10 protein-coding genes are annotated in these 12,998 nt (G+C 72.4%); 7 read left to right on the top strand and 3 right to left on the bottom strand.

Going from position 1 to position 12,998, the window contains the following annotated elements:
- Nucleotides 1-119: 119 nt before the first annotated feature.
- Entirely contained in the window at nt 120-515 is a 396-nt protein-coding gene (locus D9V36_RS39490) for a hypothetical protein (RefSeq protein ID WP_129299009.1), read from the bottom strand.
- Nucleotides 516-747: 232 nt separating this feature from the next.
- Entirely contained in the window at nt 748-2,031 is a 1,284-nt protein-coding gene (locus tag D9V36_RS39485; RefSeq protein WP_129297992.1) for a helix-turn-helix transcriptional regulator, read from the bottom strand.
- Between the two features lie 335 nt (nt 2,032-2,366).
- On the opposite strand from D9V36_RS39485, the gene D9V36_RS39480 reads away from it, so the two are divergent.
- Genes D9V36_RS39480 through D9V36_RS39465 form a run of 4 tightly spaced genes read left to right on the top strand, consistent with a single transcriptional unit; the run spans nt 2,367 to nt 7,912 of the window.
- Complete coding sequence (locus D9V36_RS39480; RefSeq protein ID WP_129297991.1) at nt 2,367-3,737, top strand: ATP-grasp domain-containing protein; 1,371 nt, start codon at nt 2,367-2,369, stop codon at nt 3,735-3,737.
- The gene (locus tag D9V36_RS39475) at nt 3,734-5,746 is read left to right on the top strand and encodes a PEP/pyruvate-binding domain-containing protein (RefSeq protein WP_129297990.1); all 2,013 of its coding nucleotides are present in this window, start codon (nt 3,734-3,736) and stop codon (nt 5,744-5,746) included. Before D9V36_RS39480 ends, D9V36_RS39475 begins: the two co-directional genes overlap by 4 nt.
- On the top strand, nt 5,686-7,068 hold the full coding sequence (locus D9V36_RS39470; protein ID WP_241721229.1) for an MFS transporter: 1,383 nt from the start codon (nt 5,686-5,688) through the stop codon (nt 7,066-7,068). The genes D9V36_RS39475 and D9V36_RS39470 overlap by 61 nt, the downstream gene beginning before the upstream one ends.
- Before the next feature lie 22 nt (nt 7,069-7,090).
- Entirely contained in the window at nt 7,091-7,912 is an 822-nt protein-coding gene (locus tag D9V36_RS39465) for a class I SAM-dependent methyltransferase (protein WP_129297988.1), read from the top strand.
- A 78-nt stretch (nt 7,913-7,990) separates the two neighbouring features.
- Here the strand turns inward: D9V36_RS39465 and D9V36_RS39460 are convergent, their stop codons facing one another.
- Entirely contained in the window at nt 7,991-9,130 is a 1,140-nt protein-coding gene (locus tag D9V36_RS39460) for an agmatine deiminase family protein (RefSeq protein WP_129297987.1), read from the bottom strand.
- 92 nt (nt 9,131-9,222) lie between these two features.
- Here D9V36_RS39460 and D9V36_RS39455 point away from each other — a divergent pair, with 92 nt between their 5' ends.
- The 3 genes from D9V36_RS39455 (at nt 9,223) to D9V36_RS39445 (ending at nt 12,937) form a co-directional block, all read left to right on the top strand.
- Nucleotides 9,223-9,798: a TetR/AcrR family transcriptional regulator gene (locus D9V36_RS39455; protein ID WP_129297986.1), complete on the top strand. Its 576-nt coding sequence runs from the start codon at nt 9,223-9,225 to the stop codon at nt 9,796-9,798.
- 391 nt (nt 9,799-10,189) lie between these two features.
- Nucleotides 10,190-11,506, top strand: a complete 1,317-nt coding sequence (locus D9V36_RS39450; RefSeq protein ID WP_129297985.1) for an MFS transporter — start codon at nt 10,190-10,192, stop codon at nt 11,504-11,506.
- A 135-nt stretch (nt 11,507-11,641) separates the two neighbouring features.
- Nucleotides 11,642-12,937 carry a non-ribosomal peptide synthetase gene (locus D9V36_RS39445; RefSeq protein WP_129297984.1) on the top strand — a complete coding sequence of 432 codons (1,296 nt, stop codon included), beginning with the start codon at nt 11,642-11,644 and terminating at the stop codon, nt 12,935-12,937.
- The last annotated feature ends 61 nt before the right edge of the window (nt 12,938-12,998 follow it).

Raw genomic sequence — 12,998 nt, 5'->3', positions numbered from 1 at the left:
CGGGGTGCCGGAAGCGGAGAACGACGACCGCCCGGCGGGTGTCCGCCGGGCGGTCGGGCGACGCTCCGGGTCGTGCCGGATCCGTCAGTGCCGTGTCCCTCAGTGGTGCCGTGTCCCGGTCAGCGGACCAGGATTCCGAGGATCCGCTGCACGTGGTTGGAACTCCCCGAGGAAGCACCCGTGACGGAGTTGGCTCCGTTGGTGGTTCCGTTGGTGTTGGAGAGATTGCCGCTGTTGTTCGGGTTTCCGTGGTTGATGAAGTTGCCGCTGTTGAGACTGTTGCCGCTGTTCACCGGGCCGTTGATACAGGCGTGGGGCGAGGCGAGCACCGGAGACTTGTAGTGGACCTGGCCGAGGCGGTTGTTGCAGACCACGCCTTGGACCGTGCCGGTCACGGTGCCGACATCGGCGTCCGCCACGGTCGAGAGCAGGGAGTCCGGGATGCTCACCGCCTGGGCGGCTCCGGTGCCGAGCAGCACCAGTCCGCACGCCCCGACCACGCTTCCCGCCCGCATCATTCTTCTCACGTCGCTCCTCGCCGCTTCGTCCTTCTGCTGCCAGACGTATCGTGCTGCCGTTGCCGTCCCACGGCCCCCTTCAACCCGCGGGGAGTGAAACGCCCGTCGGCCACAATCAGCCGGGTGGCCCAACGATCCGCTGTCGGCCGACCCGGGAAGCGCGCTGCCGGAACCCGGCCTGACGTCCGGCGCCCGGCAGGCCGGGCGGTGGCGCGGCCGGACCGCCCCGTCAGGTGGTGCTGTGCGGATGGCAGGCTGTGGCCGAGCGGGGCGGCCACGTCTGGGGGTCGAGGATGCCCAGGACATAGGCACGGGCGACGAGGGCGGGGCGGGTCGGGGCGTCCAGGAGGTCGCGCAGACGGCTGAGGTGGTAGTCGACGGTCTGCCGGGAGAGATGCAGGGAATGGGCGATCTCCGCGTTGCTGCGGCCGGCGGCCAGCAGGGACAGGATGCGTACCTGACTAGCCGTCAGCTGCGGGTGCGCTTCATGGGCGAGTCCCTGATGGGTGATGACCGCCCAGACGCTCGTGGCGCGGTGCGCGCTCCGGCCGACCGTCGTCAGATGCAGCCGGGCGCGGCGCTGCCGGCCGCGGGCGTCCTGGAACACGGCGGAGGTCTGGATCCGCCGGCTGCGGCGGGCTATCAGATCGTGCCAGCTGCGCCGCAGCGCCCCTAACTCCGGGGCGGGTGCCAGCACGGTGTGCGCACGGCGGCCGACGAGATCCGACAGCCGGGTCTGCAGCAGCTCGGCGGCCGCGGCGCTGGCCTGCTGGATCCGCCCGCCCGCGGAGATCAGGGCGCAGGCCAGTCCGCTGTGATCGCGCAGCGCGTGCAGGTTCTCCTCGGCCTCCCGGCGCTGGCGCAGGGCGCGGGTGTAGTCGCTGATGTCGACATAGATGCCCGCGACGCAGGTCTGCCCCCCTTCCCTGACGGGGAAGCGGTGGCCGGCCGCCTGTCCGCCGGTGCCGTCGGAGCGGTGGTAGGTGAGGGTGTGCCGCACGGGCTTGCCGCGGGCGAGTACTTCCCGGTCCAGGGCGAGGACCTGCGGGGAGTCGGCGGGGCCGTCGATGTCCGCGACGAACGCGCCGATGACGTGCTCCGGTGTGGTCCCGTACAGATGGGCATAGGCGTGGTTGGCCCAGAGGTAGCGGCCGTCCGCGTCCCGGATGAAGGCCGCGGCGGGGGCGAGGTCCGCGAAGGCGTCGTAGCGGCGGACGCCGGGTGCCCGCGCGGCGACCTCCACCGCGAGGCCGCGGGAGCGGCCCTGCCGGGGCACGCCGAGGGGCCAGTTCACATCGAAGACACGACCGTCGAACTGGGCCTGCCAATGGCTGGATTCGAGTGCCGCGGCGGGTTCGGGGAGCTCTCTTCGCACGGTGTCGAGGAACCGCTGGGCCGTCACCGTGTCGTCGAAGGCGCCACCGCCACTGTCGATCACGCGCAGCTCACGATCGGCCTCCCACCAGGACACCGGAAGGTGTTCGAGCAGTGACTTCAAACTGGTCTCGTCCACGACGGGCCCCTTTTGTGGTGAAGAGTTCAATGGTTTTGGACGGCGCGCCATGGCCATAGGTATCCCTCAGTGCTGCGCGACATGCCCGGTTCTCGGCCGATCTGGCGGCGTCCGCGCACCTCCGGGGCGCTGCGCACGCCATACGGCATCACGAAACCTTCACCGATGATCAACGGTATCCACAACTCTGGCATTTGCCTGAGCGGTTGCGGCCCGATGCGGGGAACGGTGTGCCGCATGGCTGCTTCGCTTGAAGCATGGCGTCCGGATGTGAGAGTCGGGCGTCCCCGGCCGTTTCGAAGGCCCCCAACCGCATGAAGAGGAGTCGGATTCCAGTGAGCAAGGTGCTGTTCGTGTATGCCAAGGGCGGTCCGCCCCTGGGGTACGCCCTGTCACGGGTCGCCGCACGGTCGGCAGTGCACCTGCTGGCACTCAGCGCGCTCCCGCCCACCGTGGCCGCGTCCGCTGACCGGCTGTGCGCTTCGGTGCTGAGCCCTTCCGAACCCGAACGGCAAGACCTGGTGTCTCTGATCGTCTCCCGGGCCCAGGCGGTCGGTGCGGACGCGGTCGTCACCTTCTCCGAATACGCCGTCGTCGCGGTCGCGGAGGCCTGCGAGAAGCTCGGCCTCGCCGGTGCGGGCAACTCCTGCGCCCTCGCCCGCGACAAGCGCATGATGCGGCGCACCTGGCAGGACCAGGGCATATCCCAGCCCCGGTTCCGCCCCGTCGCCACCGAGCAGGATCTGCACGACGCGGCCGCCGCGCTCCGCTTCCCCCTGCTGCTCAAGGCCGCCTGGAGCGCCGGCTCCACCGCCCACCGGACCATCCGCCGCGCCGACGAGGTACCGGCGGCCTGGGAGCGGGCCCGGGAGGTGATGGCCGAGTCCGCGCAACTGGGCTACGCCGAACTCCATGTGGCCGGCGCCGGGGCGGATTTCCTCGTGGAGGAGATCGTGCAGGGCACCGCGTCGGAGTGGTTCGACCAAGAGGGCTGGGGCGACTACGTCAGCGTCGAAGGCGTCGTCGTGGACGGCGACTTCCGCCCGGTGTGCCTCAGCGGCCGGATGCCGACGGTGGAGCCGTTCACCGAGCGGGCCGGGATCACCCCCGCCGCGCTGCCGCACGACGCCCAGCGGCGCATCGTCGCCCTCGCGCGCGACGCCGTCGACGCGCTGGGGCTGCGCAACTGCGGGACGCACACCGAGATCAAGCTCGGCGCCGACGGGCGGATGTGGGTGATCGAGACCGCCGCCCGGTTCGGCGGGGCGATGACCGTCCCGCAGATCGAGGAGGTCTTCGGCCTGGACCTGATCGGCATGCTCACGGACCACCTGCTGGGGCGTCCGGTCGCCTGGCCCGACGGGGCCCGTACCCCGCAGGAGGCGGACGGCGCGGCCGGATCGCTGGTCGTCCTGGCCGTCGACGGCGAGGGCGAGGCCTGGCCGGACCGGCGCATCTGGGACTTCCCGACCGTGCGCGAGGCGGTGCCCGTCAGCGCGGGCAGCCGGCTGTCCGTGGTGGCCGAGAACTCGCTCCCGGACGGAACGCTGGTACCGGTGTACGACCCGGCCGCGGGCGCCAACACCATGGCGGCGCTGTGCCTGCTGTCCGCCGCCGATCCGGAGACCGTGATCCGCGACTTCCGGACCCTGGTGGACGCGCTCCCCCAGGTCCTCCCCCACGGCACCGCGGAGGCGCAGTCATGACCACCACCGTCCTGCCCTCCGGCGCGCCGGGCCCGGTCACCGATCGCACCGTCGTCGGCGAGAACCTGTCCCTGCCGCTCTTCCGCACCCTCTCCGGCGTCCTGGCCGGCCACCCCTACCTCAAGGTCGTGGTGGACCGCATCGAGAACACCTGGCACCTGCTCGACACCGCGGCCCACCCGTTCCACGTCAACTACATCGCCACCCGTGTGCTCGGCATGGAGCTGTCCGACCTGGACTCCTGCCTGGACGCGTTCAACGCCTCGGTCTACATGGATCCCGAGCGCCGCTTCCTGCTGGGTGTGCTCTCGCTGCACACCGACGAGGACTCCGAGGGCCGGGAGCGGCCGTTCCTCGTCCTGGAGACGACCGAGGCCGACACCATGAACGGCCTCCTGCTGGAGGAGTTCTACACGTTCGTCCGCCACCGGGTCGACGGCCGGCTGCCGCTGCTGCTCAAGCCCGCGAACCACGGGCAGGAGCACGAACTCGCCGCGATCAGCGATGTCCATGTGCCCCGGATCCTGGGCCATGAGCTCTTCGGCAACCGCACCCGTACCCCGCTCAACCCCGGCGAGGCCGTCGGGCGGCTGCGCTACTTCCGGACCCAGGAGGAGTACGCGGCAGCGGCCGACGGGCTCGGCTGGTCCGACATCGTGGCCATGGCGTCGCTGCCGGACGATGTGCCGCGGGTGGCGGGCTTCCTCAACACCGCGCCCGGTACACCGCTCTCGCACACCAATGTCCTCGCCTCCGGCTGGGGCATCCCCAACGCGATCGTCCGCGACCTGGACCGCCTCGTCGAGGCGGGCGACCTGGACGGCGCGTGGATCCGCTACCGGGTGCAGGACGACGAGATCACCCTCGTCCCGCTGGGCCATGCCCCGGCGCTGGAGGCCCCGGCCTGGCACCAGCAGCGGATCCGGATGGAACCGCCCCTGCTGGAGGACGTGCCCGCGCTGTTCCTGCACCGGCTGCGCCGCGCCGACCAGGACCGCTACGGCACCAAGGCGGCCAGCCTCGGGGAACTCCATCATGTCCTCGACAGCCGCTCCGCCGACCTCACCACCTTCTACGGGCAGCCGAGGCCGCCGCGCGCCGACCTCTACGGCCACCTCGCGGCCCGTCTGGGCACTCCGGACGCGACACCCGCCGAACTGCGCGACCTGGCCGCCGACTTCGTGGCCGGGACCGTCGCGGCGCCCGACGGCATCGCCCTTCCCTTCGCCCTGCAGCACCGCTTCCTGACCTCCTCGCCGGCCGTTCAGCAGGGCCTGGGCAAGCTGAAGATGGCCCTCGAACTCGACGCCGTCGACGTCCTGGACGCGCTCTGCCTGCATCTGCAGCAGCTCATCCGCAACACCCCCATGCCCGACGAGGTGACCCGGCAGATCACCCAGGCGCTGCCCGGCGGCCCCGGCGCCGGAGGCCGCCTCGTGGTGCGCTCCTCGTCCAATGCCGAGGACCTGCCCGGGTTCTCCGCGGCCGGGGTCTACGACTCGGTCAGCACCGTCCACGGCGCGGACGAACTCCTCGATGCGGTACGCCAGGTGTGGGCCTCCCTGCTGTCGCCGCGCAGCGTCCGGCTGCGCCACCAGGCGGGCATCTCTCTCGACGACACCTACATGGGCGTGATCATCCAGCGGTATGTGCCGGCGGAGCTCGGCGGGGTGCTGGTGACCTGCAACCCGACCCGGCGCACGGACTTCCGCAATGTCTACGTCAACTGCTCCCCCGGTTCGCCCGAGACGGTCGTCGACGGAACGACGCTGCCGCTGCAGTACCTGTACAACACCGTCGAGGGCGGCGGCCGCACCGTCGCGCTCGGCTCGACGGGCAAGGACCTGCCCGTCGGCACCCGGGAGAAGCTGGCCCGGCTGGCCCTGACCGGACGGCTGCTGCAGTCCCACTTCAGCGACGGTGACGTGGACCATCCGCTCGACATCGAATGGCTGATGACCGATCAGGGGGACTTCCGCCTGGTCCAGATCCGCCCCTACGCGCTGTGATCCGCCCGTTCGCCGGCCCGCGGGCGGCCCGTGGTCCCCGGGCCTCCGGGGTGTCCCTGACACCCCGGGCCCGCCGGATCATCCGGCTCAACAACGGCTTCCAGCTGCTGTTCAACCTGTTGTGGTGGATGCCCGTCTTCTACGCCTACCAGCGGGAGGCGGGGCTCTCCGACGGGCAGATCTTCGGCATCCAGAGCATCTACTACATCGCGTTCTGCCTCTTCGAGATCCCGACCGGGATGGTGGCCGACCGGATCGGTGCCCGCAACTGTCTGCGGGCCGGTGCCGTCGTGATGACCGCGGCGAACCTGGCCCCGGTCCTGGCCCCCAGCTACACCGGTTTCCTGGTGCACTTCCTGGCCATCGCCGCGGGCCGCTCGCTGACCTCCGGCGCCGCCAGCGCCTATCTCTACGACGGCCTGGCGGCCGAGGGCGCGGGAGAGCACTATCTGAAGGCCGAGGGGCAGGCGCGGGCGCTGGGGCTGGCCGCGAAGGTGCTGTGCTGGCCGCTGGTCGGTCCGTTGATGGCCCTCGCGCACCCCGCACCGTATGTGCTGAGCGCCGCGAGCGCGGCGGGCTCGCTCGTCTGCGCCGTGGTACTGCCGCGGCAGGCGGCGCCCGCCGGCCGGACCGAGGCGAAGGCGGCCTCGCGCGGCGGGCTCGCGTTTTTGCGCGATGCCACCACGGCGCTGCGCTGTGTGTGGGCCACGCCCTGGCTCGCCCTGCTGATGGTGCAGGGCGTGGCGGTCTTCACGCTCTCGCGGATCTGTCAGGTGAACCTCTTCCAGCCGGTGCTGCTGGACCACGGCATCCCGGAGGGATCGCACGGCGGGGTACTGGCCGCCATGACCGTCGCGGAGGCGGTGGCCTCGGCCCGTCCGCAGTGGCTGGGCTCGCGGCTGTCACCGGTGGCATGGGTCTCGCTGCTCAGCCTCGCGATGGCGGCGGCGCTGGCGGGGAGCACTCTCGGCGGGCCCTGGACCGTGATCGCCCTGCTGTGCGTGTTCGCCGCGGTCACCGGATTCGCCTATCCGCTCCAGCGCAAGCTGGTGAACGACGCGATTCCGGCGGGTGCGCCACGGGCCACCCTGCTGTCCGTCGAGAGCATCGTGGACCGGGCCGTGTGCGCACTGGCGGCCGTGGCCGCGGGCGCGTATCTCTCCGCGGGCCGGCTGGACGCCCTGCTGTGGCACAGCGCGGTGGTGACCGGTGTGGTGATGCTGGTGCTGCAGCTGGTGCTGCGGCGCACCCCGGGACGGCCGCGGAAACAGCCGGTACCGGATCCGGTTCCGGACCTGGTCACCACAGCAGGAAACCCCTGAGCAGCGCCGTCATACTGGGGACGTGCGGGGTACGGATACCGGGCGCTACGGCGAAGGTCTGTTCCGCCCGGAGGAGACCGGCGAGGCCGGTCGTATCGACCTGGGGGCGCTCGCCTACGACGAGGTGAGCGCCGCCCGGCTGACGGCGCTGGGCGCCGGTCCCGGCTGGAACTGCCTGGACGTGGGCGCGGGAACCGGCACCCTCGCACGGTGGCTGCTGGAGTCGGCCGGTGTCACGACGGTCCTCGCGGTGGACCGTGACACCCGCTTCCTCGCCGCGGCCGGCACACCGGGCCTGACGACGCTGGACGCCGACATCACCGCCCCGGGCTTCGATCCCGGCCGGTTCCGTCTGGTGCACGCGCGGTTCGTGCTGATGCATCTGCGCGCCTGGCGCCGCATGATCGCCAAGCTGGTCTCGCTGGTCGCGCCCGACGGTGTGCTGGTGCTCAGCGACGCCGTGGACCTGACCAGCGCCACCGCGCCGGGCACCCCGTACACCACGGTGATGCGGGCGATGTGGCAGGCCCTGCGGGAGACCATCGGCACGGACATCTCCTGGGTGCCGGATTACCCGCAGCTCCTGCACGAGGAGGGGCTGTTCCATGTGGCCGCCGAGATCCACGTCCCCCCGTTGGTGCCGGACAGCGCGATCAGCCGCTTCTGGGCCGATACGTGGAGCCGTTCGCGGGACGCCATGCTGGCGACGGGGCGGGTGGACGAGGCAGAGATCGAGCGGGCGGTGCACGAACTGTCCTCGCCGCGGTGCGCCGGCCTCTCGCCCGGGATGCTCACCGCTTGGGGGTGGAAGACCGAGGAGGCCGCCCGGGGCCGGCCCTGCTGACCGGGGCCGGCGCCCCTGACCGCTGCCGCGCCCGGCCCCCGGGCAGGGGCTGCGCACCGCCGTCCCGGACGGTGATGTTCAGCGGGCCTCGGGGAGTTGCTGGGTGGAGCAGTGGATGCCGCCGCCGCCCTCGCCGAGGTGGTCTACGGGCAGGGGCACCACCTTCCGCCCCGGGTAGAGGTCCCGCAGGGTGGCCGCGGCATCGCCGTCGGCCTTCCGGTCGCCGAAGCGGGGCATGAGGACCGCTCCGTTGGCCACGTAGTAGTTCGCATAGCAGGCCAGGAAGTCCTCGCCCCGTCGTCCGATATGGGCCGGCTCGACGAGCTCGACGACTTCGAGCCGCTTCCCCCTGGCGTCGACGGCGTGCTCCAGGACCGTGCGGGCCTGTTCGTAGGCGCCGGTGAAGTCGTTCCGGGGGGCGCCGGGTGCCGGGGTGCTCAGGACCACGACGCCGGGTTCGGAGAAGCGTGCCAGCGCATCGATGTGATAGTCCGTGATGTCCTTGCCCTTGACGCCCTTGACCCAGATCACCGTGGTGGCACCGAACAGGTCCTTGAGCGCCCGCTCGATGTCGTCGCGGGACGTGCCGGGGTTGCGGTTGTCGTTGACCAGCGAGCTCTCGGCCACCATCAGCGTCCCGTGCCCGTCGCCCTCCACGGCGCCGCCCTCGGCGGTGATCGGTGCCGCGATCCTGGTGATCCGCTCGTCGTCCAGGACCGCGCGGGCGACCCGGCTGTCGCGGCCGTGGGCCTGCTTGCCGCCCCAGCCGTTGAAATGGAGGTCGACGCCGGCGATGCCGTCGGGCCCGAGGACGAAGACCGGTCCGCTGTCCCGCATCCACAGGTCGTCCACCGGGACCGGGACGACCTCCACCCCGGACCCGCACGCCCGCCGGGCCGCCGGCGTCTCCCGCTCGTTGGCCAGGAGCCGCACCGGCTCGAACTCGGCGATGGTCCGGGCGATACGGGCGATGTCCTCGCGTACGCCGGTGACGTCCGGCCCCCAGATCGTGCGGGTGGGCCACGCCATGTAGGTCGCCTCGTGCGGCTGGGCCTCCTCGGGCAGCCGCCATCCGCCGGCCGGCTTCGCGCCCGCGGGGACGGCCCGCTCACCGCGCGGCGCCGGCCGGCCGCCGTCCTGGGTACCGCAGGCGCCCAGGGCCCCGCCCACGGCGGCGACGACCGCCGCTTGCAGTGTCTGACGTCGGGATATGTCCATGCTCAGCTCCCTGACTGAAATTTTGGTCAGGACGATCGTAGGGCATGATCGGAGCCCAGCCACCTCGATTCCTCGGACCGCGGGAGCATGCGATGCCGGACAGGCCCACCCAGATCCTCGAAGCCGCCGCCCGGCTGATCGCCCGGCGCGGCGTCCGCGGGCTGCGCGTCGAGGAGGTGTCCGCGGAGGCCGGCGTCTCGACCGCGCTGATCTACTACCACTTCAAGGACCGCACCGGACTGCTGCGCCGCACCCTGGAGTTCATCAACCAGCGCGCGGTCCGCTACACCGACGCCGCTCTCGACCTCTCCGACGATCCCCGCACCCAGCTCACCGAGATCCTGCTGCGGGAGCTGCAGGACGTGCCCCACGTCAGGGAGAACAGCGCGGCGTGGGGCGAGCTGCGCGCCACCGCCGTCTTCGACCCGGACCTGCGGGAGCTGCTGGCCACCGCGACCCGTGAGTGGAACGACGACCTCGCCGAACTGATACTCCGGGCCCGGACCGCCGACCCTGCGCTCGCCCGCACCGATCCGCACGCGGCGGCCGAACGGCTCACCGCCCTGGTCGAGGGCCTGAGCGAGCGCTGGCTGAGCGGCACCACCTCGCTCGGGCGGGCGCACGAGCTGATCCGCGGCGCCGTGGAGGCGGAACTGCGGCCGGGCTAGGCAGAGCCGGGCCGGGCGGACTGCGGCCGGGCCCGGGGCTCCGTTCGACCCGCTCGGCCCCGCGGCCCCCACGGCCTGCGGGGCCGGGCTCTTCTTCATGGTGTGGCGCCATAGCGGAGGAAATAAGCGCTTCGGTCAATAAGAGGACATCGACGGCTGTTTTCGGTCGGATTCCGGTACGTGACGCTCTGTGCGCAGCCGTCCGGCCGGACCGCGCAGCCGCCGCGGAATCCCCCATCCCACATGCAGGGGCGTCATGTGGCAGTCATGCGGTGATTGCCAGGATCTGGCGAAGAATTTTCTGTCCTGGTGAGTAAATCGTGAAGAAAACCGGCCGAAAGTGTGCATCGGGTTTTGACCTCTGATCGGGCGTTCGGCGATCGTCCACCCCATGCCCGACATACCCCGACCCGCGACCGGCAGCCCGCTGCGCCTGCGCGACTTCCGTCTTCTGCTCGCCGGTGCCGCGGCCGGACAACTCGGCGCCCAGGTCACCCTGGTCGCCCTGCCGCTCGTCGCGGTGCTCGAACTCGACGCCCCCGCGTTCCAGGTGGGGTTGCTGACCGCCGCGGAGACCGCCGCGTTCCTGCTGGTCGGGCTGCCGGCCGGGGCCTGGGTCGACCGGATGCGCAAGCTGCCGCTGATGATCCGCGCCGATGTGGTGCGGGCCCTGACGATGGCGAGCATCCCGCTGGCCGCCGTCGCCGGTGTGCTGACGATGGCGCAGCTGTACGTCGTCGCCCTGGTCACCGGGGTGGCGACGGTCTTCTTCGACATCGCCCACCAGAGCTTCCTGCCCCAGCTGCTGCCCAAGGACCAGCTGGTCCCGGGCAACGGAGCGCTGGAGACGATCCGTTCCTCGGCGCAGGTCGCGGGTCCCGGCATCGGTGGCGGTCTGGTCCAGTTGCTGGGGGCCGCCCTGGCCATCGTCACCGACGCGGCCGGCTATGCGCTCTCCGCACTGTTCCTGTGGCGCATCAAGCGGCCCGAAAGCCTCCCCGAACGCCGTCCGGACGCCTCGCTGCGCCGGGACATCGGTGAGGGGCTGCGCTTTGTGTGCGGGCACCGCCTGTTGCGCGTGATCGCCGTGACGACCGGGCTGGGCAACCTCTTCGCCGCGGTGCTGATGGCCACGCAGTCCGTCTTCCTGGTCCGGGTGCTGGGCCTGGCGCCCGGACTGGTCGGCCTTGTGCTGGCCGCCTCGGCCGTGGGCGGACTGGCCGGCGCACTGTGCGCGGGCCGGCTCGCCGCCCGGTTCGGCCAAGCCCGCCTCATCTGGCTGTCCCCGCTGGTCACCGGCCCGTTCGCGGTGCTGTGGCCGCTTTCCGGGCGCGGGGCAGGGGCAGCGCTGTTCGCCCTCGGCTCCGGTGTGGTCTTCTTCGGCAGCGTGGTCTACAACGTCGCACAGGTGAGCTTCCGTCAGACCGTGTGCCCGCCCCGGCTGCTCGGCCGGATGAACGCCACGCTGCGGTTCCTGATGTGGGGCACCCTGCCGCTCGGTGCCCTGGCCGGCGGTGCGCTGGCCGATGCCTTCGGGGCCCGGGTGGCGCTGGTGTGGTGTGCGGCCGGATTCCTGGCCGTGCCGCTGCCGCTGCTGCTCTCCCCGCTGCGGCGGATGCGTGACCTGCCCGCCACGGAGCCTGCCGAGGACCCGGAGACCGACCCGTCGGACTCCGCCGGCGCGGCCGAACCCGCTGCCCTCGGCTGACGGCCGGCCGCCCCGTCCTGCCCTACTCCTCCTGCCTGCCCCCGGGCACGGCACTCCTCCTGCCTGCCCCCGGGCACGGCCTTCCCCCGCGCATCGCTTCAGGCGATGCGGCTCCGTCATGTCAGAGAGGATCACGTGCTCAGCATCACGAGCCAGTACCTGGCCCGCTACCGGCGACTCGACACCGGCGACGGGACCCCGGTCCTGCTGCCTGTCACGGGCGCCCAGCGTCGCTTCGCACTGGTGCGTGCCATGGACCCCGCCGGGCGGCCGGATCTCGTGCCGATGTTCTTCGCCTTTCCGCGCGGCACGGTCGATCCCGTACGCCTCGCGGCGGCAGCGAACCGGCTCGCCGCCCTGCACCCCGTGCTGCGCTCCCGCCTCACCGTGCTGCGCGGCACCCCCGCGCTCCGCCCGGAAGAGCCACAGGTACCCGTGACCCGTTTGGCCTGTGCGTCCGGCGAGGACGCGGCCACCGTGCTGCGCCGCGCCCTGGCCGGCTGGGCCCCGCAGGGTGCGCCGCTGCGGCTGTTCCTGGTGCAGGACGGGCCGCAGGGCGCGGAGGACGTGCTCGCCGTGGTCCTGGACCACACCGCGTGCGACGGCCAGTCGCTGGCCAGGATCGTCGGAGAACTCGGCGCGGCCTACGACGAGGACGCCGACGCCGAGCGGCCCTCCGCCTCCGAGGTCGCGGCCGAGCTGGCCGCCTACCGGGACGCCGTGCTGCTCCAGCTCGACGCGGAGGAGCGCGCGGGCTCACCGGCGGCGATGGCGTACTGGGGCGAACGGCTGCGCGCGGTGCGCGAACAGGCCCCGGTGCCGGGGCCCCGGCCCCTGACCGCCGGGACCGCGCCGAGCGGTGCGGCCGCGCTGCGGATGCCCGCACCGCAGGCCGGGGTGCCCTTCCCCGAACTGCTCAACGCCTGCCGGGCGGCCGCGACGGTGCTGTTCGGAGCGGGCCATGTGGTGCCGCTCGGCTACCCGTGGGGCGGCCGGCCGCCCGCCGCCGCTCCGGTGCTCGGCTGCTTCCTCAACACCGTGGTCTTCCCGACCGCCACCGGGGAGGCCCCCACGGCGTCCGCCACGGCCGAAGCCTGGTGGGACGACCTGGACCATGCCGCCACCCCGTTCGACGCCGTGGTGCACGCCGCCCGCGCGGCCGGCTCCGGCTGGACCGGCAGGCTCGACGGCATGCTGACCGTCGACGACGCGCGGCGGCACCCCCCGCTGCGGCTGGGCGGGGTGACGGGCCGTGAGGTCCAGATCGACGGGCGGGCCGTGCGCGGCCCCTTCGCGGTCTCCGTCACCCAGGGGCCCGAGCTGCAGCTGCGCATGGTGTGGGACCGCACGATCCTCCCCGACGACACCGCCGAGAGCGCCTTCAGCGCGCTCGCCGGCGCACTGCGCGCCCCGGCACCGACGGCCGGCTGACCCTTCCCGGGGCCCCGCCCCGCCTTCGCTTACCGACACCGCCAGACCCGGCCGCGCGATC

It is taken from the genome of Streptomyces lydicus, from assembly GCF_004125265.1.
GTDB lineage: Bacteria > Actinomycetota > Actinomycetes > Streptomycetales > Streptomycetaceae > Streptomyces > Streptomyces lydicus_C.
Note: the sequence above shows the minus strand (reverse complement) of the source record. Positions and strands in the feature narration are given on the sequence as shown.

Excerpts from the sequence above, each read along its gene's own strand:
- D9V36_RS39450 (WP_129297985.1), top strand. The coding sequence starts at position 10,190 with ATGCCCGACATACCCCGACCCGCGACCGGCAGCCCGCTGCGCCTGCGC.
- D9V36_RS39490 (WP_129299009.1), bottom strand. The coding sequence starts at position 515 with ATGCGGGCGGGAAGCGTGGTCGGGGCGTGCGGACTGGTGCTGCTCGGC.
- D9V36_RS39455 (WP_129297986.1), top strand. The coding sequence starts at position 9,223 with ATGCCGGACAGGCCCACCCAGATCCTCGAAGCCGCCGCCCGGCTGATC.
- D9V36_RS39475 (WP_129297990.1), top strand. The coding sequence starts at position 3,734 with ATGACCACCACCGTCCTGCCCTCCGGCGCGCCGGGCCCGGTCACCGAT.
- D9V36_RS39460 (WP_129297987.1), bottom strand. The coding sequence starts at position 9,130 with ATGGACATATCCCGACGTCAGACACTGCAAGCGGCGGTCGTCGCCGCC.
- D9V36_RS39470 (WP_241721229.1), top strand. The coding sequence starts at position 5,686 with ATGGCTGATGACCGATCAGGGGGACTTCCGCCTGGTCCAGATCCGCCC.